Source organism: Streptomyces sp. NPDC091279 (genome assembly GCF_044757465.1).
GTDB lineage: Bacteria > Actinomycetota > Actinomycetes > Streptomycetales > Streptomycetaceae > Streptomyces.
On sequence record NZ_JBIVVA010000007.1, the window covers coordinates 144,961 to 167,583 of the forward strand.

Sequence of the window (22,623 nt, forward strand, 5' to 3'; positions counted from 1 at the left end):
GTCCCCGGGGGCGTGCGAGGGGCGTGCGCGTGACCGTTTGCGCCCTACCGGGCCGGCGTGGGCGGTGGGACGCTGCCGGGTATGGCCGGACGGGTGCGCGGGGCGCGAGGGCGGCGGGTGCTCGCCGCCGTGGGACTGGTGACGGTGGCCGTGGGCGCCACGGCGGCGTGCGACCCGACGGGCGGACTCAGCTCCGCGACCGTCGCGTACACCACCGACCAGGCCGCCACCGAGCAACTGAAGCAGCAGAGGATCGGCGTGCAGTGGCTCACCTGCAACGGCGACTACGGCGACCGCGGCGCCACCCCGACCCCGTCGGCCGGTGCGACCACCGTCGTCTCCGTCGACTGCCGGGGCCGGACCACCGACGGCAAGGACATCACCGTCGACGGACAGGTCACCCGGGCCGTCAGCGGCGCCTGTGTGCGCGGCGACCTCACCGCGAAGGTCGGCGGCAAGCAGGTCTTCCACGTGACCGGGCTCGGCAACTGCGACGCCACCCCCTCGGCGATCTCCAACCCCACCTACGGGGGCGGGAGTCGGCCCACGGTCACGGTCACCGTCACCCGGACCGTGTGGTGCGTGGGCGACCCGCAGTGCGGGCCGGTGGCGGGCAAGTAGCCGCCGGGCAAGGCTCGTTGGGGAATGGATCAAAACCCCTGTTCCCGTGAGCCGTCGCTGCATAGGGTGATCGGGTGACTCAGCCCGTAGCCCCCGCGTATCTCCGGTACCCGCATCCGCACGGCGACCTGGTCGCGTTCACGGCCGAGGACGACGTCTGGCTCGCGCCCCTCGACGGTGGCCGGGCCTGGCGGGCCAGCGCCGACAACGTCCCCGTCAACCAGCCGCGCATCTCGCCCGACGGCACCACCCTCGCCTGGACCTCCACCCGCGACGGCGCCCCCGAGGTACATGTCGCGCCGGTCGACGGCGGGCCCTCGACTCGCCTGACGTACTGGGGGAGTCGACAGACCCGGGTACGCGGCTGGACCCCCGACGGACAGGTCCTCGCGACCACCACGCACGGCCAGGCATCCCTGCGCCGCAGCTGGGCGCGGGCCGTCCCGCTCGACGGCGGACCCGCGACGACCCTGCCCCACGGCCCCGTCGGCGACGTGGCGTTCGGCCCCGCCACCGTGCTGCTGTCCGCGCCGATGAGCCAGGAACCCGCCCGGTGGAAGCGCTACCGGGGCGGCACCGCGGGCAAGTTGTGGATCGACCACGACGGCGACGGCGAATTCACCCGCCTGCACCAGGAGTTGGACGGCAACCTGGAGTGCCCGGTGTGGGTCGGCGACCGGATCGCCTTCCTCTCCGACCACGAGGGCGTCGGGGCCGTCTACTCCTCCCTCGCGGACGGGTCCGACCTGCGCCGGCACACCGGCATCGAGGGCTTCTACGCCCGCCAACTCGCCGGGGACGGCCGGCGGTTGGTGTACAGCTCGGTCGGACAGCTCTGGCTGCTCGACGACCTGGAAGGCGCCGAACCCCGCCGTCTGGACGTACGGCTCGGCGGGGCCCGCGTCGACCGGCAGCCCTACCCGGTGAACGCCGGACGCTGGTTCGGCGCCGCCCACCCCGACCACACCGCACGCGGCAGCGCCGTCGCCGTCCGGGGTGCCGTGCACTGGGTCACCCACCGCTCGGGACCCGCCCGCGCGCTCGCCGCCGAACCCGGCGTCCGGGCCCGCATGCCCCGCGTCTTCCGCGCCGACGGCGAGGAGTGGGTGGTCTGGGTGACGGACGCCGAGGGCGACGACGCCCTGGAGTTCGCGCCCGCCACCGGCACCGCCCCGGGCGCCACCCCACGCCGGCTCGCCGCCGGACAGCTCGGCCGGGTCCTCTCCCTCGCCGTCGCCCCCGACGGCAGCCGGGTCGCCGTCGCCGCCCACGACGGACGCGTCCTGCTCGTCGAACGGGACAGCGGCGAGGTCCGCGAGGTCGACCGCAGCACCGACGGCGAGGCCTCCGGGCTGGTCTTCTCGCCCGACTCGGCATGGCTCGCCTGGTCCCACCCCGGCGCCCGCCCGCTGCGCCAACTGCGGCTCGCCCACACCACCGACCTCACCGTCACCGAGGCGACCCCGCTGCGCTTCCAGGACTGGTCGCCGACGTTCACCCTGGACGGCAAGCACCTCGCGTTCCTGTCCGCGCGCGCCTTCGACCCCGTCTACGACGAGCACGTCTTCGACCTCGCGTTCCTCGCCGGGGCCCGCCCGCACCTGATCACCCTCGCCGCGACCACGCCCTCGCCGTTCGGGCCGCAGCGGCACGGCCGCCCCTTCGACGCCCCCGACAAGGACGAGACCCCCGACAGCGAGGGCACCCCCGCCACCCGCGTCGACCTCGACGGACTCGCCGACCGGATCGTGCCGTTCCCCGTCGAGGCCGCCCGCTACTCCACCCTGCGCGCCGCGAAGGACGGCGTGCTGTGGCTGCGGCACCCGGTGCGCGGGGTCCTCGGCGCCTCCCGGGCCACCCCGGACGACCCCGACCCCAAGTCCGCCCTGGAGCGGTACGACCTCGCCCAGCAGCGCGTCGAGCACCTCGCCTCGGACGCCGACCACTTCGCCGTCAGCGGCGACGGCAAGCGGGTCCTGCTGTGGACCGACGGCAAGCTCAAGGTCGTCCCCAGCGACCGGCGGGCCTCCGGCGACGAGGACAGCGACACCAACATCACCGTCGACCTCGGGCGCATCCGGCAGATCGTCGACCCGGCCGCCGAGTGGCGCCAGATGTACGACGAGACCGGCCGCCTGATGCGGGACAACTTCTGGCGCGCCGACCTCGGCGGCGTCGACTGGGACGCCGTTCTCGACCGCTACCGGCCCGTCCTGGACCGCGTCGCCACCCATGACGACCTGGTCGACCTGCTCTGGGAGGTGCAAGGCGAACTCGGCGCCTCGCACGCCTACGTCAGCCCGCGCGGCTACGGCGGCGGCGAACGGCAGGGCCTGCTCGGCGCCGACCTGTCCCGGCACGAGGACGGCCACTGGCGCGTCGACCGGGTGCTGCCCGCCGAGACCTCCGACCCCGACGCCCGCTCCCCGCTCGCCGCACCCGGCGTCGCCGTCCGCGCCGGGGACGCGCTCGTCGCCGTCGCCGGACGCCCCGTCGACCCGGTCACCGGGCCCGCGCCGCTGCTGGTCGGCACCGCGGGCAAGCCCGTCGAGCTGACCGTGCTGCCGGCCGGCGGCGGCGATCCCCGGCACGCCGTCGTCGTCCCCCTCGCCGATGAGGAACCCCTGCGGTACCACGCCTGGGTCGCCGACCGGCGGGCCCATGTCCACGAGAAGTCCGGGGGCCGGCTCGGCTACCTGCACGTGCCCGACATGGTCGGCTCCGGGTGGGCGCAGCTCCACCGGGATCTCCGGATCGAGGTGGCCCGGGAGGGTCTGGTGGTCGACGTCCGGGAGAACCGGGGCGGCCACACCTCCCAGCTCGTCGTCGAGAAGCTGGCCCGCCGGATCGTCGGCTGGGACCTGCCCCGCGGGCTGCGCCCCTACAGCTACCCCGAGGACGCGCCGCGCGGCCCGGTCGTCGCCGTCGCGGACGAGTTCTCCGGCTCCGACGGGGACATCGTCAACGCCGCGATCAAGGCCCTCGGCATCGGCCCCGTCGTCGGCACCCGCACCTGGGGCGGGGTGATCGGCATCGACAGCCGCTACCACCTCGTCGACGGCACCCTCGTCACCCAGCCCAAGTACGCGTTCTGGCTTGAGGGATACGGGTGGGGCGTGGAGAACCACGGCGTCGACCCGGACGTCGAGGTCGTGCAGCGCCCGCAGGACCACGCGGCGGGCCGGGACGCCCAACTCGACGCGGCCATCGCACTGGCCCTGGAGAACCTCGCGGCCACCCCCGCCAGGACACCCCCAGAACTGCCCTAGCGGCACTGGATAGCATGCACGCGTACATGATCAGCCGGGCGTGAGGAGGCCACACCATGGCAGGGGAAGCACAGGGCGACTGCCTGTTCTGCGGGATCGTCGCGGGGCAGATCCCGGCGACGATCGTCCGGGAGACCGACACCACCGTCGCCTTCCGGGACATCAACCCGCAGGCGCCCATCCACATCCTGGTGATCCCCAAGGCGCACCACCCGGACGCCGCCGCGCTCGCGGAGGCCGATCCGCAGCTCGCCGCCGACGTGCTGCGCGCCACCCGCGCGGTCGCCGAGCAGGAGCAACTGGACAGCTACCGCACCGTCTTCAACACCGGCGCCGGTGCCGGGCAGACCGTCTTCCACGCCCACGCGCACGTCCTCGGCGGCCGTGGCCTCCAGTGGCCGCCCGGCTAGGTCCCCGTCATGTCCGTCCGTGAACTCGTCGTCCTCGGCACCGCCAGCCAGGTCCCGACCCGGCACCGCAACCACAACGGCTACCTGCTGCGCTGGGACGGCGAGGGCATCCTCTTCGACCCCGGCGAGGGCACCCAGCGCCAGATGCTGCGCGCCGGGGTCGCCGCGCACGACCTGAACCGGATCTGCGTCACGCACTTCCACGGCGACCACTCGCTGGGCCTGGCCGGGGTGATCCAGCGGATCAACCTCGACCGGGTCCCGCACGAGATCACCGCCCACTACCCCCGCTCGGGCCGCCGCTACTTCGAACGGCTGCGGTACGCCACCGCCTACCGCGAGACCGTCGCCCTCACCGAGGCCCCGGTCGACACCGACGGCGACCTCGCGGTGACCGCGTCCTACACCCTTGAGGCCCGCAGGCTGTCCCACCCCGTCGAGTCCTACGGCTACCGCCTCGTCGAGCCCGACGGCCGCCGGATGCTCCCCGAGCGGCTCGCCGCGCACGGCATCGCGGGCCCCGCCGTCGGCCGTCTCCAGCGCGAGGGCAGCGTCGACGGGGTGTCCCTCGCGGACGTCAGCGAGGTGCGCCGGGGCCAGCGGTTCGCGTTCGTCATGGACACCCGCCTCTGCGACGGCGTCCACGCACTCGCCGACGGCTGCGACCTGCTCGTCATCGAGTCGACGTTCCTCGACGAGGACGCCACCCTCGCCCAGGACCACGGCCACCTCACCGCCGGACAGGCGGCCGACGTGGCCCGCCGGGCGGGCGTCCGGCACCTGGTGCTGACCCACTTCAGCCAGCGGTACACGGACCCCACCGCGTTCGAACGACAGGCCCGCGCGGCCGGGTTCGACGGCGAGCTGACCGTGGCCCGCGACCTGCTCCGGGTCCCGATTCCGAAACGCAGCTGAAACCGCCGTACGATACTGCGATGCCCCTCCCCAAAGCGGAACTGCACCTGCACATCGAAGGCACCCTGGAGCCGGAGCTGGCTTTCGAGCTGGCCGCCCGTAACGGCGTCACGCTTCCGTACCCGGACACGGAGCAGTTGCGCGAGGCGTACGCGTTCGACGACCTCCAGTCGTTCCTGAACCTGTACTACGAGCTGATGGCCGTCCTGATCACCGAGCAGGACTTCGAGGCCCTCGCCGACGCCTACCTGACCCGCGCCGCCGCCCAGGGCGTGCGGCACGCGGAGATCTTCTTCGACCCCCAGGCCCACCTGGCCCGGGGCGTGTCGATGGAGACGGTGGTGGAGGGCCTGTGGCGTGCCCTGTCCCGCAGCGAGGAGACCCACGGGGTGTCGACCCGCCTGATCCTCTGTTTCCTGCGGGACCAGTCGGCACGGTCCGCCCTGGAGACCCTGGCGGCGGCCAAGCCGTACCTGGACCGGATCACCGGGGTCGGCCTGGACTCGGCGGAGGTCGGGCATCCGCCGGCGAAGTTCCGCGAGGTGTACGAGCAGGCGGCGGCGCTCGGGCTGCGCCGGGTCGCGCACGCCGGTGAGGAGGGCCCGCCGGAGTACATCACTGAGGCGCTCGACGTCCTCGGCGTGGAGCGCGTCGACCACGGCCTGCGCTGCGTGGAGGACCCGGCCCTGGTGGCCCGCCTGGTCCGGGACCGCACCCCGCTGACCCTGTGCCCGCTCTCCAACGTCCGCCTGCGCACCGTCGACACGCTGGCCGACCACCCGCTCCCGGCGATGCTGGAAGCGGGCCTGATGTGCACGGTCAACTCCGACGACCCGGCCTACTTCGGCGGCTACGCGGGCGACAACTTCGACGCCGTCCGCACCGCCCTCGGCCTCACCGAGGACCGCCTGCGCGAACTGGCCCGCAACTCCTTCCTGGCCTCCTTCCTGGAGGACGAGGAGGAACGGCGGGCGAGCTATCTGGCCGAGGTGGAGGCCTACGTCTTCCCGGCCTAGGCGACGATCGTGGTGTCCCGGGCGAGCGGCGCCACCGCCGTGGACGTCTCCACCGGGATCTCGACGACGGGCAGCACCCGCCGCCCCGCCCCGAGCGCGACGACGGTCATCGGAACGGCGATCACCAGCAGCGCGCAGGCCAGCACCAGGCCCATCACCGGGAACCCGGCGGCCGCCGCCAGCACGCTCCCGCTGAGCGGCCCGGCCGCCGTCCCCAGCGAGGACGCGGAGCCCACCAGCACGGCCCACCGCCCACGCGGGTCCAGGGAGGCGGCGAGCCCGATGACGTACGACAGGACGACCGGGTAGCCGAGGTTCCAGGCGATCTCGCCGACGGCGAAGGTGGTCAGGTCGGTGGCGGACGCGCTCAGCACGATGCAGGCCGCGATCAGGACCGTTCCGCCGCCTATCGGCACGGCCCGCCCTATCCGCGGGCCGATCGCGCCCGCGCCCAGCACCCCGAGCAGCCCGGCCCCGAGGGCGACGGCGAAGACCACGCCGACGACGGTCTCGGTGAGGTGCGCCTGCGCGGTGCCGATCCGCCCGCTGACGCCCCACAGCGCGTTCTGCGCGAGGGACCAGCAGGGCATGGTGGAGACGAGCAGCAGCCCGTACTTCAAATGCGGCAACCTCCGGCTGTCCGAAGCGTGTTGCGCGCTGGTGGTACGGGACGGCAACCGTCCGGTGAACGGCCACACGGCGAGCGCGGTGAGCGCGACCGCCGCCAGCGGCTGACCATGGCCGGGACCGAGGTGGGGGACCGTCAGATAGACGGCGCCGGCCAGCGCGGAGACGGTGAGCAGTCCGACGGTGGAGACCCGGTGCGGGTCGGACTGGGCGGCGATCCCGGTGGTGGCGACGGCGGAGGCGGTACCGGAGCCGACCCCGCCGAGCAGCGCGCCGGCCACCACGAGGGCCACGGGGTGAGCGAGGGCGGCGGTGCCGTACCCGGCGACGGCCAGCGCGAGCCCGACCCGGGCCAGCCGCCGCACGCCGAGCCGTTCCACCTTGGCGGCGAGCAGGAACCCGGCCGACGCCGAGCACAGCAGTATCGCGCTGCCGACGGCACCCGCCTGAGTGGCGGTCAGCGACAACCCGGAGTCGAGGCGGCCGACGGTGGTCGGCAGCAGATAGGGGGAGAGGTACCCGGCCGTGAAAAGGGCGACGAGGGACCAGGGGATGGTGCGGGGGGCGAACACGGGCGTTCCCAGGGCATGCGAAAGAAGCGGCTCAAGAAGGGGGGTGGGCGCAGGCCGTCGATCGACAGGAACGCGCGAAGAATTTGTATCAAGCACGCGGTTGGGGGAAGAAGCGCGGGGGGTGTGATCTAGGTCACAGTTGGGTTTGGGTGGGGAAACGCCGGGTAAACGACGGGTTTTTGAGGTCGCTCGGGCGAGATGGCAGCGCGGGCCGGCGCCAATCAGCCCGCCCGGGGGCGGCAGCCCTCAGCGCAGCCGACCTGGCGATGTGGCCTTCCGCTACCTCCACTCGACCGCCCCACCCCCGGAGGAACCTTCCACCTTGCCCCGGATCTCCCGCATCACCGCCACCACCGACGCCTCATGCTCCGGCGTCAGCCGGGCCACCGGCACGGAACAGCTGATCGCGTCCGTCGCGGGCGAGTCGTACCGCAGTGCGAACCCGAACCCCACGATCCCGACGACCCCCTCCTCGCGGTCCACGGAGTACCCCCGCTCCCGCACCTTCGCGAGATCGGCGACGAGCGCCTCCCGTGTCGTGTGCGTACGGGGCGTCCACGCCTCGTAGGGCCCCTCGGGCAACCCCGCGTCGTCCCGCTCGGCGAGCAACGCCTTCCCGAGCGCGCCCACATGGGCCGGCAACCGCCGCCCGACCCGGCTGATGGTCCGCAGATACTCGTGCGACTCCCGCGTCGCGAGATACGCCACGTCCCGCCCGTCGAGCCGCCCCATGTGGACCGTCTCGCCCAGCGCCTGGGACGCCTCGTCGAGATACGGCCGCACGGCCCGCACGCGCGGATCGGAGTCGAGATAGCTGGTGCCGGTGAGCAGCGCGTGGATGCCGATCCCGTACAGCGAGCCGGTGACGTCCGTGCGCACCCAGCCGCGCCCGATGAGCGTCTGGAGCAGCGCGTACATCGAGCTGCGCGGCACCGCCAGTTCGTCCGCCAGCTCCTGGAGCCGGGCGGGCCGGTCGCCGCGCTCGGCGAGCAGCTCCAGCAGTTCGACGGTCCGCGCGGCGGACTTCACCTCGCGGACGCCGCCTGGCGCGTCGCCCGCCTCCGACCTGCCCCGAGCCTCCGACATGTCCCGATCGTAAGCGGCGCGGACCGACCCATTGACGCCCGCCGTTCGCGTATCTAATCTCCATCTTCATACGTAGATCACGTCTACATAGGGAGATGGCGAGTGAGTCCCCACCCGGACCCGGTCCGACGGTTGCGCGAGGGCATGGCACGCGGCGTGCTGTCGTTCCCGCTCACCAGCTTCCACGCCGACGGCACCCTCGACCCCGACGGCTTCCGCACCCATGTCGCCGCCCAGATCGCCACCGCCCCCGGCGCCGTCTTCCCCGCCTGCGGCACCGGCGAGTTCTTCTCGCTCGACGAGGACGAGTACCGCACCGTCGTCACCGTCGCCGTCGAGGAGGCCGCCGGACGCGTCCCGGTGGTGGCCGGCGTCGGCTACGGCTGGGCCCAGGCCGCACGGTTCGCCCGCATCGCCGAGGAGGCCGGCGCCGACGCCCTGCTCGTCCTGCCGCACTACCTCGTCGCCGCCCCGCAGGACGGCCTTGTCGCCCACCTGGCACAGCTCGCCGCCCGCACCCGCCTCCCCCTCATCGCCTACCAGCGCGGCCAAGTCACCTACACCGCGGCCTCGTTGCGGCGCATCGCGCAGATCCCCGGCGTCATCGGACTCAAGGACGGGCACAGCGACCTCGACCGGCTCCAGCGCCTCACCCTCGCCGCCCCCGCAGGCTTCCTCTTCTTCAACGGCGCCGCCACCGCCGAGATCCAGGCCCGCGCCTACGCCACCGTCGGCGTCCCCGCCTACTCCTCCGCCGTGCACGCCTTCGCCCCCGAGATCGCGCACGCCTTCTTCACCGCCCTGAACGCCGCCGACCACTGCCGCGTCGACACCCTCCTGCGCGACTTCTACGTGCCGCTCGTCGAACTCCGCGACCGGGTGCCCGGATACGCCGTGTCCCTGGTCAAGGCGGCGGCCCGGCTGCGCGGACGCCCCGTCGGACCGGTCCGCGCCCCGCTCACCGACCCCTCGGACGCCGACCTCACCGACCTCACCGCCCTGCTCACCGCCGGACTCGCCCTCGTAGGAGCCGACCTGTGAACCTCACCATCACCGACGTCCGCCTCACCCCGATCCTCGTCGCGGACCCGCCGCTGCTCAACACCCAGGGCGTCCACCAGCCCTACACCCCCCGGCTGATCGTCGAGGTCGAGACCGCCGACGGCGTCACCGGCATCGGTGAGACCTACGGCGACACCAAGTACCTCGAACTCGCCCGCCCCTTCGCCAAGAAACTGAAGGGCCGTCACGTCAGCGACCTCAACGGCCTGTTCACCCTCGCCGACGAGGTGGCCGTCGCCGAATCCCGGGTCTCGGGCCAGGTCGACGTGGGCGGACTGCGCGGCGTCCAGACCGCCGACAAACTCCGCCTCTCCGTCGTCTCCGGCTTCGAGGTCGCCTGCCTCGACGCCCTCGGCCACGCCCTCGGCCTGCCCGTGCACGCCCTGCTCGGCGGCAAGGTCCGCGACGCCGTCGAGTACAGCGCCTACCTGTTCTACAAGTGGGACCAGCACCCCGAGGGCGTCGCCGCCGAACGGGACGACTGGGGCGCCGCCCTCGACCCGGCCGGCGTCGTCGCACAGGCCCGCCGCTTCACCGAGCGCTACGGCTTCACCTCCTTCAAGCTCAAGGGCGGCGTCTTCCCGCCCGACGAGGAGATCGCCGCGATCCACGCCCTCGCCGCCGCCTTCCCCGGCCACCCCCTGCGCCTCGACCCCAACGGCGCCTGGTCCGTGGCGACTTCACTCACCGTCGCCAAGGAACTCGGGGACGTCCTGGAGTACCTGGAGGACCCCGCACTCGGCACCCCGGCGATGGCCGAGGTGGCCGCCGCCACCGGCGTCCCGCTCGCCACCAACATGTGCGTGACGACGTTCGCGGAGATCCAGGAAGCCTTCACGCGGGGCGCCGTGCAGGTCGTCCTCTCCGACCACCACTACTGGGGCGGGCTGCGCAACACCCAGCAACTCGCCGCGATCTGCCGCACGTTCGGCGTCGGCGTCTCCATGCACTCCAACACCCACCTCGGCATCAGCCTCGCCGCGATGACCCACGTCGCCTCGACCGTGCCCGACCTCCACCACGCCTGCGACTCCCACTACCCCTGGCAGTCCGAGGACGTCCTCACCGAACGCCTCACCTTCACCGACGGCAAGGTCACCGTCTCCGACGCACCCGGACTCGGCGTCCAACTCGACCGCGACAGGCTCCAGTTCCTCCACCGGCGCTGGCTCGACGACGACGGCGGCCTGCGCGAGCGCGACGACGCCGCCGCCATGCGCGTCACCGACCCCGACTGGACCACCCCGGCCGTGCCGCGCTGGTAACTCCCCCTCCCCGCCTGCTCGTTCCTGCCCACGACCGGAGCCGCTCGTGTCAGCAGCAGTCCCCCCGGAGCACCCGCCCGCCGCCCGGACCGCCATCCGCAAGATCTTCCGCCGCGTGGTCCCGCTCTTCTTCGTCATGTTCGTCGCGAACTATGTGGACCGCGTCAACCTCGGCTTCGCCCAGGACCAACTCCGCGCCGACATCGGCCTGTCGGCCGCCGCCTTCGGACTCGGCGCCGGCATCTTCTTCGTCGCCTACGCCCTCTTCGAAGTCCCCTCCAACATCCTCATGGAGCGCTTCGGGCCCAAGATCTGGCTCACCCGCATCATGATCAGCTGGGGCGTCGTCGCCACCGCGATGGCCTTCGTCGACAGCCCGGCCATGTTCTACACCCTGCGCTTCCTGCTCGGCGCCGCCGAAGCCGGCTTCTTCCCCGCCGTCATCTACTACTTCAGCCGCTGGCTGCCCGACTCCCACCGGGGCCGGGCCACCTCCCTCTTCCTGATGGGCTCCGGCACCGCCACCGTCATCGTCGGCCCGATCTCCGGCGCCCTCCTCGACCTGCACGGCATCGGAGGCCACTCCGGCTGGCAGTGGATGTTCTTCGTCGAGGGCGTCTTCTCCGTCGTCCTCGGGTTCGTCGTCCACCGCTTCCTCGACTCCCGTATCGAGAGCGCCAGTTGGCTCACCGCCGACGAGAAACGCGAACTCGTCGCCGTCATCGACGCCGAACAGGACGCCCGCGACGCCCGACGCGGCACCGCCGCCCCCGCCTCCCGCTGGAGACTCCTCGCCGACCCCCAGATGCTGCTGTTCCTCTGGATCTACTTCGCCATCAACGTCGCCCTGTACGCGGTCACGTTCTGGCTGCCGTCCCTCGTCGACGACATCGGCGGCCTCAACGACATCCAGGTCGGCCTGGTCAGCTCCGTGCCCTGGCTGTGCGCCCTCGTCGCCGTCTACGTCAGCGGCCGGGTCTCCGACCGCGTCGGCCGCCGCCGACCCCTCCTGATCGCCCTCCTGCTCCTCGGCGGCACCGGCACCCTGCTCGCCGTGTTCGTCTCCCCGTGGGCCGGGCTCGGCGCCCTCTGCCTGGCCGCCATGGGCTTCAAACCGGCCTCGCCGATCTTCTGGACCATCCCGCAGAGCTACCTCGACGCCCGCGCCGCCGCCCCCGGCATCGCCCTCGTCAACTCCCTCGGCAACCTCGGCGGATTCGTCGCCCCGACCGCGTTCGGCATCATCGAGGACACCACCGGCTCCACGAAGGCAGGCCTCGTCGGCCTCACCGTCGTCGGCTTCCTCGCCGCCCTCAGCGTCCTGTTCCTCCACGGCGGCGGCCGCAACGACCACCCCCGCACCCGCCGCGCCCCCACCCCCGGCGCGGCCCGCACACCCCACGACCCCGGACCCACGCCCGCCTGACGCCCCGGACCGCCAACGGCGCCAACGGTGACGCCAACGGCCCGGCACCCACCCCCGCCCCTAACTCGGGCCCTATCCACCCCTATCCACAGGAACCTGACCGCCGTTGTCAGTGACGTGGTGCACACTGGCCTGATCCGCACCACGCCCAGGGAGTGCACCGTGATCGCGTCCCACGCGCCCACCGGAAAGGGACCGTCGACCGCCGACGCCGCGACGGCCGACCGGACCCAGGTCGACCCGCTCGCCGCGCTGCGCACACCCACCGACCCACCCTGGGACGTCTACCTCACCGGCACCGTCTTCCTCGACATCATCTTCACCGGGCTCGACACCGCCCCGGTACGCGGCACCGAGTCCTGGGCACGCGGCATGGGGTCCAGCCCCGGCGGCGTCGCCAACATGGCCACCGCCCTGGCCCGCCTCGGCCTGCGCACCTCGCTGGCCGCCGCGTTCGGCGACGACCACTACGGCGAGTACTGCTGGGACGCCCTGGAGACCGGCGAACACATCGACCTCTCCACCTCCCGCACCATCCCCGGCTGGCACTCCCCGGTCACCGTCTCCATGGCCTACGAGGGCGAACGGACCATGGTCTCCCACGGCCACGACCCCCACCCCGCCCCCGGCACCGTCCCCGACGACGAACCCTTTGGCATCCCCGACCACGCCCCGCACGCCCGCGCCGCCGTCGCCTCCCTCACCCCCGGCCGCAGCGCCCCCTGGATCGCCGAGGCCGCCGGGCGCGGCACCCGCGTCTTCGCCGACGTCGGCTGGGACGACACCGGCGCCTGGGATCTCGCGGGCCTCACCGACCTCGCCCACTGCGAGGCCTTCCTCCCCAACGCCGAAGAGGCCATGCGCTACACCGGCGCCAGCTGCCCGCGCGCCGCCGCCCACGCCCTCACCGCCCACGTCCCGCTCGCCGTCGTCACCCTCGGCGCCGAGGGCGCCTACGCCGTCGACCGGCGCACCGGCGAGAGCGCCGAGGTCCCCGCCATCGCCGTCGAGGCCCTCGACCCGACCGGCGCCGGAGACGTCTTCGTGGCCGGCTTCGTCACCGGCACCCTCGCCGACTGGCCGCTCGCCGACCGCCTCGCCTTCGCCGGCCTCACCGCCGCCCTCTCCGTCCAGGAGTTCGGCGGCTCCCTCTCGGCACCGGGCTGGTCCGAGATCACGGCCTGGTGGCGCCGGGTCCAGTCCCTCGAATCCCAGGCCCCGACGCCGTTGCGCCGCTACGCCTTCCTGGAATCGCTCCTCCCGCACGACCCCTCCCGCCCCTGGCCCCTGCGCAGAGCGGTCCCCACCATCGGCTTCGGCCGCTCAGCCTGACCACACACCAGAAGGGGCAAGCCGAACGACGGTGAGGGCCACGCCCGCCCGGACGCCCCGCCCCTCGGCCGCCCGGCGTGAGCAGCCGCTCGCGCCACCCGAGGAGCGAGCCGAACGACACCGAGGGCCCCGCCCCTCGGCCGCCCGGCGTGAGCGACCGGCCGTGCCACGCGGCGGGCGGGGCGCACGACGGTGAGGGCCTCGCGTGCAGCGGGGCGAACGGCGGTGAGGGCCGCGCCCGCCTCATGGCCCCGCCCGTTGCCCGCAGGCCCGGCCCGCCCGCCGGCCCCGCCCGTCGCCCGCAGGCCCCGGCCTCCCCGCCGGCCCCGCCCTCTCCTCACCGGCTCCCGGTGGCTCGCTCCAGTACGGTCGCGATCTGCTCCCGCACGGCCTCCCGCAGTTCGTCCGACAGGGCCCCGATCGCCGTGTCGGCCAGGGCGGACATGACGTCCGTCGCCCCGAGCCCTTCGCACGGCACTCGCTCGCTCAGGAACTCGTAGCCGTCCCGCACGGCGAGGCGCAGTTCGGGTCCGGCGGCCAGGGTGTCGTACACCGCCGTGGCGATCACGAACGGCGGCGGGCCGCCCGGCACCTCCGCGAGCTTGCGGTAGCCGCTCGCCACCGGGGTGCGCCAGCGCAGGCCGATCAACAGCGGCTGCTTGGCGAGGAGTTCGGGCAGCTCGGTCTCATAGGGTCCGTCGACGCCCAGGACGAGCGCACGGGCGCCCAGCACGGTCGCGGCGGGCAGCAGACAGCGCAGGGTGCTGCCGACGAGGTTGCCGCCGACCGTCGCCGTCCGCCGCACGGCACCCGTGCCGATGCCGGCCGCCGCCGCGCGCAGCACCTCCGGCACCCGGTCGTCCACCCGGTGCAGCAGGACGGCCGCGCCCAACTCCTCGGCGCCCAGGACGTTCGCCTCCGGTACCTCGCGCAGGGACATCGCCTGCTCCGGGAAGCCGTCGCGTTGCCAGGTGGCCCACACCAGCGTGGCACCACCGACGGGTATCGCCCCCTCGGTCAGGCACGCGCGGGCCTCGGGCAGGGACGTGGGCAGCCGCAGCAGCACGGTCCACCAGCTTTCTTCCGGAGGGACGTCGAACAACGGCGCGAGTGGACACCCGCGCGACGCTGGCCGGATTCTGCCCATGCGGCCCGGGGATGCATGCAGGGCTCACGGGGGCAATCAGGGCGCCTTTACCTGCGGGCCGCCTCCCGTAAACCCCCTGTCCGCCCCGGGCGGCGGCGGCCGAAAAGGCCTACGGGGATGTCAGTGGCCCGGCGTACCCTGGGATCACCAGGCCGCCCCTGTGGCGAGCGTGCCGCATCGAGGAGGACGAGCAAGGCCTACGAGCCGGCCCATGACGCAGACACCCACAGCTGACACCCCCGCGCGGGAACCGGCACGCGCACGGTTCACCGTTCCCGCCCAGCACCCCATGGTGGCCGTGCTGGGGTCCGGAGACTCGCTCCTGCGCGTGATCGAGAAGGCCTTCCCGGCGGCCGACATCCACGTCCGGGGCAACGAGATCAGCGCGGTCGGCGACGCCGGTGAAGTCGCCCTCATCCAGCGCCTGTTCGACGAAATGATGCTGGTGCTCCGCACGGGGCAGCCGATGACGGAGGACGCTGTGGAACGCTCGATCGCCATGCTCAGGGCGAGCGGGAACGGAGAGGGCGACGGCCCGGAGACCCCGGCCGAGGTGCTGACGCAGAACATCCTGTCCTCGCGCGGGCGCACCATCCGCCCCAAGACGCTCAACCAGAAGCGGTACGTCGACGCGATCGACAAGCACACGATCGTCTTCGGCATCGGCCCCGCCGGTACCGGCAAGACCTACCTGGCCATGGCCAAGGCCGTCCAGGCCCTCCAGTCCAAGCAGGTCACCCGCATCATCCTGACCCGCCCCGCGGTCGAGGCCGGCGAGCGCCTCGGCTTCCTCCCCGGCACCCTCTACGAAAAGATCGACCCCTACCTCCGCCCCCTCTACGACGCCCTCCACGACATGCTCGACCCGGACTCGATCCCCAAGCTGATGGCAGCGGGCACGATCGAGGTGGCCCCGCTCGCATATATGCGTGGCCGCTCGCAACCGACGTTCACCAACGTCCTGACACCGGACGGCTGGCGTCCCATCGGTGACCTCCAGGTCGGTGACCTGGTCATCGGTTCGAACGGCGAGCCGACCCCGGTGCTCGGCGTCTACCCGCAGGGCGAGCGGGACATCTACCGGGTCACCGCCCAGGACGGCTCCTGGACCCTGTGCTGCGGAGAGCACCTCTGGACGGTCCGCACGGCCTCGGACAAGCGCCGGGACAAGCCGTGGCGGGTCCTGGAGACCCAGGAGATGATCGGCAATCTGCGCGCGGCACACGCCCGCCGCTATGAGCTGCCGCTGCTCACCGAGCCGGTCCGGTTGCCGGAGCGCGCCGTGCCGATGGACCCGTACGCCCTCGGCCTGCTGCTGGGCGACGGCTGCCTGACGGGCTCCACCACGCCGTCCTTCGCCACCGATGACCCGGAGCTGGCCGTGGCGCTGGAGAGCGCGCTGCCGGGCGTCACGGTCCGCCACCGCGGCGGGCCCGACTACGTCCTGAACCGCGTCAAGTCGCCCGGCGACGTGGTGACCCTGGAGAACCCGGTCACCGGCGCCCTGCGCGCGCTGGACCTGATCGGTTCCAGGTCGAACAGCAAGTTCGTCCCGGACGACTACCTCCAGAACTCCGCCGAGGTCCGACTGGCCGTCCTCCAGGGCCTGTTGGACTCCGACGGCGGCCCGGTCACGCAGCAGGACCGGACCTGCCGCATCCAGTACGCGACGACGTCGATCATGCTCCGCGACGACGTGATCGCGCTGGTGCAGTCGCTGGGCGGGGTCGCGTACACCCGGCGCAGGGCGGCCGAGGGCCGCAAGCCCGGCTTCGCGGACGGGCGAGAGGTCGGCTACCGGCACGACGCCCACATCGTCGACATCCGCCTTCCCGAAGGCATCGAGCCCTTCCGTCTGGCCCGCAAGCGCGACACGTACCACGCGGCCGGAGGCGGTGGGCGCCCGATGCGGTTCATCGACAGCATCGAGCCCGCTGGGCGTGAGGAGACCGTCTGCATCCAGGTGGCCGCCGAGGACTCCCTCTACGTCACCACGGACTACCTGCTGACCCACAACACCCTCAACGACGCCTTCATCATTCTTGATGAGGCTCAGAACACGAGTCCTGAGCAGATGAAGATGTTTCTCACGCGGCTCGGGTTCGAGTCGAAGATCGTGATCACCGGGGATGTCACGCAGGTCGACCTGCCCAGTGGGACCAAGTCGGGGCTGCGGCAGGTGCAGGACATCCTGGAAGGCGTCGACGACGTGCACTTCTCGCGGCTGTCGTCGCAGGATGTCGTCCGGCACAAGCTGGTCGGCCGTATCGTCGACGCGTACGAGAAGTACGACAGCACGCACGGTACGGAGAACGGCGGCCACAAGGGCGGCCGGGGCACGTCCGGGCCCAAGGGGAAGTAGACAAGCACCGCGTCATGTCGATCGACGTCAACAACGAGTCCGGAACCGAGGTCGACGAGCAGGCGATCCTCGACATCGCCCGCTACGCCCTGGCGCGGATGCGCATCCACCCCCTCTCCGAGCTGTCGGTGATCGTCGTGGACGCCGACGCCATGGAGCAGCTCCACATCCAGTGGATGGACCTGCCCGGGCCGACCGATGTCATGTCCTTCCCGATGGACGAGCTGCGTCCGCCGAGCAAGGACGACGACGAGCCGCCGCAGGGGCTGCTCGGTGACATCGTGCTGTGCCCGGAGGTCGCCGAGAAGCAGGGCAAGGAGGCGGCCACCGAGCACTCCATGGACGAGGAGCTGCACCTGCTCACCGTCCACGGGGTGCTGCACCTGCTCGGCTACGACCACGAGGAGCCCGACGAGAAGGCCGAGATGTTCGGGCTCCAGGCGGCGATCGTGGACGGCTGGCGTGCGGAGAAGGGCCTGGAGGGTCCGTCGCCGGCTCCGACCGTCTCATGAGCCCGCAGATCGTCGCGGGCGCGATCGCCCTGGTCGTGGTGGCGTGGCTGGCGGCCTGCGCGGAGGCCGGTCTCGCCCGGGTGTCCAGTTTCCGGGCCGAGGAGGCCGTCAAGTCGGGCCGTCGGGGCGGCGCCAAGCTGGCCCGGATCGCGGCCGATCCGACGCGCTATCTGAACGTCGCGCTGCTGGTCCGCGTCGCCTGCGAGATGGCGGCGGCGGCGCTGGTGACGTACGCGTGTCTCCAGGCGTTCTCCGGCACGACCGAGGCGCTGCTCGTCGCCATCGGCGTCATGGTGCTGGTGTCGTACGTGGCGGTCGGGGTCTCCCCGCGCACCATCGGGCGTCAGCATCCCCTGAACACGGCGACGGTCGCGGCGTATGTGCTGCTGCCGCTGGCCCGGATCATGGGGCCGATCCCGAATCTGCTGATCCTCATCGGCAACGCCCTCACCCCGGGCAAGGGGTTCCGGCGTGGTCCGTTCGCGTCCGAGGCGGAGTTGCGGGCGATGGTGGACCTGGCGGAGCAGGAGTCGTTGATCGAGGACGAGGAGCGCCGGATGGTGCACTCGGTCTTCGAGCTGGGCGACACCCTGGTGCGTGAGGTGATGGTGCCGCGTACCGACCTCGTCGTCATCGAGCGGTACAAGACGATCCGGCAGGGCCTCACCCTCGCCCTGCGTTCCGGGTTCTCGCGCATCCCGGTGACGGGCGAGAGCGAGGACGATGTCGTCGGGATCGTCTATCTGAAGGACCTCGCGCGCAAGACGCACATCAGCCGGGACGCGGAGAGCGACCTCGTGGCGACGGCGATGCGTCCGGCGGCGTTCGTTCCGGACACGAAGAACGCCGGTGATCTGCTGCGCGAGATGCAGCAGGACCGCAATCACGTGGCGGTCGTCATCGACGAGTACGGCGGCACGGCCGGCATCGTCACCATCGAGGACATCCTTGAGGAGATCGTCGGTGAGATCACCGACGAGTACGACCGGGAGCTGCCGCCGGTGGAGAAGCTGGGCGACGACCGTTACCGGGTCACCGCCCGCCTCGACATCACCGACCTGGGTGAGCTGTACGGCCTGGAGGAGTACGACGACGAGGACGTGGAGACCGTCGGCGGGCTGCTCGCGAAGGCGTTGGGCCGGGTGCCGATCGCGGCCGCGTCCAGCGTGGTCGGGCTGCCGGACGGGCGGGAGCTGCGGCTGACGGCGGAGGCGGCGGCCGGGCGGCGAAACAAGATCGTGACGGTGCTGGTGGAGCCGGTGGTGGCGGCCGGGGCGACGGCGGGGGAGGGGTCGGCGGAGTGAGTCCGGGGGAGCTGCGGGCGCTGTGTCTGTCGTTCGGCGCGGCGGTCGAGGAGTTCCCGTTCGGGCCGGAGACGTCCGTCTTCAAGGTCGGCGGGAAGATGTTCGCGCTCTCGGCGCTGGACGGGCGTCCGCTGACCGTCAATCTCAAGTGCGACCCGGAGGACGCGGTGCGGCTGCGCGTGGAGCACGCGGGGCTGGTCGTGCCGGGGTGGCACATGAACAAACGGCACTGGAACACCGTGACGGTGGACGGGGCCCTTCCGGGGCGGCTGGTGCGGGAGTTGGTCGAGGACTCCTACGACGCGGTCGTGGCGGGGTTGCCGCGGGCGCAGCGGTTGCGGCTCGACCGGCCCTGAGCGGGGTGCGGTGGGTGGCGCTTCGTATGCTCGGGGCATGAGCGAGAGCAACGAGCTTGATCCTGAAGACCGCAAGATCGTCACGTTGGCGCGTTCGGCGCGGGCGCGTAACGGGGTGCCCGAGGGGGCGGCTGTGCGGGATGAGACGGGGCGTACGTATGTCGCGGGGACGGTGGAGTTGGCCTCGCTGAAGTTGTCCGCGTTGCAGACGGCGGTGGCGATGGCGGTGGCTTCGGGGGCGACGTCGTTGGAGGCGGCGGCGGTGGTGACCGAGGCGGACGAGGTGCCCGGCGCGGACCTCGCCGCCGTGCGGGACCTGGGAGGCGCGGGAACTCCGGTGCTGGTGGCGGGCGTTGACGGTGTCGTGCGGTCGACGGCCGCCGCGGGCTGAGCCTCCGGCGGGGTGGCGTGTCGGGTGCGGCGCCGGGGGCGTCGTTCCCGGTCGTGCCGTGGGCGGCGGCGGCCGTCGTTGTGCTGCTGGGGCTGGGCGGTGTGGGTCAGAGGGCGTCGGGGCCGCGTTCGCCGGTCCTGACCCGTACGACCGTCTCCACGGGCAGTGACCAGACCTTGCCGTCGCCGATCTTCCCGGTCTGCGCGGCCTTGACGATCGCGTCGATCACCGGGTCCGCGTCGGCGTCCTCGACGACGACCTCGATGCGGACCTTGGGGACCAGGTCGACCTGGTACTCGGCGCCCCGGTACACCTCGGTGTGGCCGCGCTGGCGGCCGTAGCCGCTGGCCTCGGTCACGGTGAGACCGTGCACGCCGAGTTCCTGGAGGGCGGTCTTCACCTCGTCGAGGCGGTGGGGCTTGACGATCGCGGTGATGAGCTTCATGCCTGGCTCTTGACCTTCTGCGCGGAGGGGACGACGGAGGCGGAGACCGGGGCGCCATGGCCCAGGACCCCGTGATCGTAAGCGCTCTCGGCGTGCACCGTAAGGTCGAGGCCGGTGTGCTCGTGCTCCTCGCTCGCCCGGAAGCCCATCGCCCTGTCGATCACCTTGCCGATCGCGTACGTCACCGCGAAGGCGTACCCGGCGACCACGACGACGGCCACCAGCTGCTTGCCGAGCTGTGCGAGCCCGCCCCCGTACAGCAGGCCGTCCGCCCCGCCGCTCATCGACTCGACGGCGAAGACGCCGATCAGCAGGGTGCCGATGACCCCGCCGACCAGGTGGACGCCGACGACGTCGAGGGAGTCGTCGTAGTTCCAGCGGAACTTCCAGCCCACGGCGTAGGAGCAGACGACGCCGGCGGCGAGGCCGATGACCAGGGCGCCGAGCAGGGAGACGGTGCCGCAGGACGGGGTGATGGCGACGAGTCCGGCGACGGCGCCGGAGGCCGCGCCCAGGGTGGTGGGGTGGCCGTCGCGCTTCTGCTCGACGAAGAGCCAGCCGAGGAGGCCGGTGCAGCCGGCGGCGAGGGTGTTGAGGAACGCGGCGGCCGCGAGGCCGTTGGCGCCGAGCGCGGAACCGGCGTTGAAACCGAACCAGCCGAACCAGAGGAGCCCGGCGCCCATCACGACCATGGGAAGGTTGTGCGGGCGCATCGCGTCCTTCTTGAAGCCGAGCCGCGGGCCCAGCACCAGGCACAGGGCCAGCCCCGAGGCGCCGGAGGTGATCTCGACGGGGAGCCCGCCCGCGAAGTCGAGGGCGCCGAGCCCGTCGAGAATCCAGCCGCCCGGACCCCACACCCAGTGCGCGACCGGAACGTATACCAGCAGCGCCCACACCGGCACGAAGACCAGCCACGCCCCGAACTTCGCCCGGTCCGCGACCGCGCCGCTGACCAGAGCCGCCGTGATGATCGCGAACGTCAGCTGGAACGTCGCGAACAGCAGCGTCGGCACCGTGCCGTGCAGGCTGTCCGGGCCGAGGCCCCGCATCCCGGCGTGTTCCAGGCCGCCGATGAGGCCGCCGCCGATGTCGTCGCCGAAGGTCAGGGAGTAGCCGGCGGCCAGCCACACCACGGTGACCAGGGCGATCGACACGAAGCTCATCATGAGCATGTTCAGGACGCTCTTGGTGCGGACCATGCCGCCGTAGAAGAGCGCCAGGCCCGGGGTCATCAGCAGGACCAGGGCGGTGGCGGCGAGCAGCCAGGCGGTGTCACCGGTGTCGGCGTGCGCTGCGGCGAGGGTCACGGGGTCTCCAACGCTGTGGGGGCTCGTCAGAGGGTCACCGGCATGCGTTTCCGGTCGCGTACGGGTGTATTTCCGTGACGTTTCATTGCGTGGGGGTTTCCGGAAGCTCACCGGCGGGTGCTGTGCCCGGGCGCTGTGCGGCGGTGCCTTGGCGATCAGGGAGAATGGGGGCCATGAGCGTGCGTACCCAGTCATCAGAGCAGCCGGCCGAGGCCGTCCACCGTGCCGGCTTCGCCTGCTTCGTGGGCCGCCCGAACGCGGGCAAGTCCACCCTTACGAACGCTCTGGTCGGGCAGAAGGTGGCGATCACGTCCAACCGGCCGCAGACCACGCGCCACACCGTCCGGGGCATCGTGCACCGGGAGAACGCGCAGCTGATCCTGGTCGACACCCCGGGGCTGCACAAGCCGCGCACGCTGCTGGGGGAGCGGCTGAACGACGTGGTCCGCACGACCTGGGCGGAGGTCGACGTGATCGGTTTCTGCGTGCCGGCCGACCAGAAGCTCGGCCCCGGTGACCGGTTCATCGCCAAGGAACTGGCCGGCATCCGCAAGACCCCGAAGGTCGCCATCATCACCAAGACCGACCTGGTCGACCCCAAGGTGCTCGCCGAGCAGCTCATCGCCATCGACCAGCTCGGCAAGGAACTCGGCATCGAGTGGGCCGAGATCGTCCCGGTGTCGGCCGTCGGCGACAAGCAGGTCGGTCTCCTCGCCGACCTCCTGGTGCCGCTCATGCCCGAGGGCCCGGCGCTCTACCCCGAGGGCGACCTCACCGACGAGCCCGAGCAGGTCATGGTCGCCGAGCTGATCCGCGAGGCGGCGCTCGAAGGCGTGCGGGACGAACTGCCGCACTCCATCGCCGTCGTCGTCGAGGAGATGCTCCCGCGCGAGGACCGCCCCGCCGACAAGCCCCTCCTCGACATCCACGCCAACCTCTACATCGAGCGCTCCAGCCAGAAGGGCATCATCATCGGCCCCCAGGGCAAGCGCCTCAAGGAGGTCGGCATCAAGAGCCGCAAGCAGATCGAGGCCCTCCTCGGCACCCCGGTCTTCCTCGACCTCCACGTGAAGATCGCCAAGGACTGGCAGCGGGACCCGAAGCAACTCCGCCGCCTGGGCTTCTGAGCCGCCCCTGCGGGAGGCGGCACTCCCCATCCGCCGGCCCCGGCTCGGCGCCGGTCGGTGGCCCGGCGATG

General features: G+C 72.4%; 20 protein-coding genes. 15 read left to right on the forward strand and 5 right to left on the reverse strand.

Annotation, left to right across the window (positions count from 1 at the left end; all coding sequences use genetic code 11):
* Positions 1-81: 81 nt before the first annotated feature.
* The 5 genes from ACIQOU_RS19105 to ACIQOU_RS19125 all read left to right on the forward strand — a co-directional run bounded on the left by ACIQOU_RS19105 (position 82) and on the right by ACIQOU_RS19125 (position 6,231).
* On the forward strand, positions 82-621 hold the full coding sequence (locus ACIQOU_RS19105) for a hypothetical protein (protein ID WP_401537923.1): 540 nt from the start codon (positions 82-84) through the stop codon (positions 619-621).
* A 74-nt stretch (positions 622-695) separates the two neighbouring features.
* Entirely contained in the window at positions 696-3,890 is a 3,195-nt protein-coding gene (locus ACIQOU_RS19110) for a S41 family peptidase (protein ID WP_401537924.1), read from the forward strand.
* 56 nt (positions 3,891-3,946) lie between these two features.
* On the forward strand, positions 3,947-4,300 hold the full coding sequence (locus ACIQOU_RS19115; RefSeq protein WP_401537925.1) for a histidine triad nucleotide-binding protein: 354 nt from the start codon (positions 3,947-3,949) through the stop codon (positions 4,298-4,300).
* Positions 4,301-4,309: 9 nt separating this feature from the next.
* A complete protein-coding gene (locus ACIQOU_RS19120) occupies positions 4,310-5,215 on the forward strand; it encodes a ribonuclease Z (RefSeq protein ID WP_401537926.1) in 906 nt (301 codons plus the stop codon).
* A 20-nt stretch (positions 5,216-5,235) separates the two neighbouring features.
* Entirely contained in the window at positions 5,236-6,231 is a 996-nt protein-coding gene (locus tag ACIQOU_RS19125; RefSeq protein WP_401537927.1) for an adenosine deaminase, read from the forward strand.
* Here ACIQOU_RS19125 and ACIQOU_RS19130 read toward each other — a convergent pair.
* Complete coding sequence (locus tag ACIQOU_RS19130; protein WP_401537928.1) at positions 6,228-7,430, reverse strand: MFS transporter; 1,203 nt, start codon at positions 7,428-7,430, stop codon at positions 6,228-6,230. The genes ACIQOU_RS19125 and ACIQOU_RS19130 overlap by 4 nt on opposite strands.
* Positions 7,431-7,709: 279 nt before the next feature.
* Positions 7,710-8,516, reverse strand: a complete 807-nt coding sequence (locus ACIQOU_RS19135) for an IclR family transcriptional regulator (RefSeq protein ID WP_401537929.1) — start codon at positions 8,514-8,516, stop codon at positions 7,710-7,712.
* Positions 8,517-8,660: 144 nt separating this feature from the next.
* Between ACIQOU_RS19135 and ACIQOU_RS19140 the strand changes: the two genes are divergently transcribed.
* The 4 genes from ACIQOU_RS19140 to ACIQOU_RS19155 all read left to right on the forward strand — a co-directional run bounded on the left by ACIQOU_RS19140 (position 8,661) and on the right by ACIQOU_RS19155 (position 13,601).
* A complete protein-coding gene (locus ACIQOU_RS19140; RefSeq protein WP_401538212.1) occupies positions 8,661-9,557 on the forward strand; it encodes a 5-dehydro-4-deoxyglucarate dehydratase in 897 nt (298 codons plus the stop codon).
* Entirely contained in the window at positions 9,554-10,843 is a 1,290-nt protein-coding gene (locus ACIQOU_RS19145) for a glucarate dehydratase family protein (protein ID WP_401537930.1), read from the forward strand. Before ACIQOU_RS19140 ends, ACIQOU_RS19145 begins: the two co-directional genes overlap by 4 nt.
* A 46-nt stretch (positions 10,844-10,889) precedes the next feature.
* Positions 10,890-12,269: an MFS transporter gene (locus ACIQOU_RS19150; RefSeq protein ID WP_401537931.1), complete on the forward strand. Its 1,380-nt coding sequence runs from the start codon at positions 10,890-10,892 to the stop codon at positions 12,267-12,269.
* 162 nt (positions 12,270-12,431) lie between these two features.
* Positions 12,432-13,601 (forward strand): carbohydrate kinase family protein, encoded by a 1,170-nt coding sequence (locus ACIQOU_RS19155; RefSeq protein ID WP_401537932.1) that lies wholly within the window; start codon positions 12,432-12,434, stop codon positions 13,599-13,601.
* 337 nt (positions 13,602-13,938) lie between these two features.
* Here the strand turns inward: ACIQOU_RS19155 and ACIQOU_RS19160 are convergent, their stop codons facing one another.
* Positions 13,939-14,667: an FAD binding domain-containing protein gene (locus ACIQOU_RS19160; RefSeq protein WP_401538213.1), complete on the reverse strand. Its 729-nt coding sequence runs from the start codon at positions 14,665-14,667 to the stop codon at positions 13,939-13,941.
* A 292-nt stretch (positions 14,668-14,959) separates the two neighbouring features.
* On the opposite strand from ACIQOU_RS19160, the gene ACIQOU_RS19165 reads away from it, so the two are divergent.
* Genes ACIQOU_RS19165 through ACIQOU_RS19185 form a run of 5 tightly spaced genes read left to right on the forward strand, consistent with a single transcriptional unit; the run spans position 14,960 to position 19,673 of the window.
* Entirely contained in the window at positions 14,960-17,110 is a 2,151-nt protein-coding gene (locus tag ACIQOU_RS19165) for a PhoH family protein (RefSeq protein ID WP_401537933.1), read from the forward strand.
* A 14-nt stretch (positions 17,111-17,124) separates the two neighbouring features.
* Positions 17,125-17,622 carry an rRNA maturation RNase YbeY gene (gene ybeY, locus ACIQOU_RS19170; RefSeq protein WP_401537934.1) on the forward strand — a complete coding sequence of 166 codons (498 nt, stop codon included), beginning with the start codon at positions 17,125-17,127 and terminating at the stop codon, positions 17,620-17,622.
* A complete protein-coding gene (locus ACIQOU_RS19175; protein WP_401537935.1) occupies positions 17,619-18,926 on the forward strand; it encodes a hemolysin family protein in 1,308 nt (435 codons plus the stop codon). Before ybeY ends, ACIQOU_RS19175 begins: the two co-directional genes overlap by 4 nt.
* The gene (locus ACIQOU_RS19180) at positions 18,923-19,282 is read left to right on the forward strand and encodes an MmcQ/YjbR family DNA-binding protein (protein WP_401537936.1); all 360 of its coding nucleotides are present in this window, start codon (positions 18,923-18,925) and stop codon (positions 19,280-19,282) included. Before ACIQOU_RS19175 ends, ACIQOU_RS19180 begins: the two co-directional genes overlap by 4 nt.
* Positions 19,283-19,319: 37 nt before the next feature.
* The gene (locus tag ACIQOU_RS19185; protein ID WP_401537937.1) at positions 19,320-19,673 is read left to right on the forward strand and encodes a cytidine deaminase; all 354 of its coding nucleotides are present in this window, start codon (positions 19,320-19,322) and stop codon (positions 19,671-19,673) included.
* Positions 19,674-19,779: 106 nt separating this feature from the next.
* Here ACIQOU_RS19185 and ACIQOU_RS19190 read toward each other — a convergent pair whose 3' ends face one another.
* Positions 19,780-20,118: a P-II family nitrogen regulator gene (locus ACIQOU_RS19190; protein ID WP_401537938.1), complete on the reverse strand. Its 339-nt coding sequence runs from the start codon at positions 20,116-20,118 to the stop codon at positions 19,780-19,782.
* The gene (locus tag ACIQOU_RS19195) at positions 20,115-21,425 is read right to left on the reverse strand and encodes an ammonium transporter (RefSeq protein ID WP_401537939.1); all 1,311 of its coding nucleotides are present in this window, start codon (positions 21,423-21,425) and stop codon (positions 20,115-20,117) included. Before ACIQOU_RS19195 ends, ACIQOU_RS19190 begins: the two co-directional genes overlap by 4 nt.
* 173 nt (positions 21,426-21,598) lie before the next feature.
* Between ACIQOU_RS19195 and era the strand changes: the two genes are divergently transcribed.
* The gene (gene era / locus ACIQOU_RS19200; protein WP_401537940.1) at positions 21,599-22,552 is read left to right on the forward strand and encodes a GTPase Era; all 954 of its coding nucleotides are present in this window, start codon (positions 21,599-21,601) and stop codon (positions 22,550-22,552) included.
* Positions 22,553-22,623: the final 71 nt, after the last annotated feature.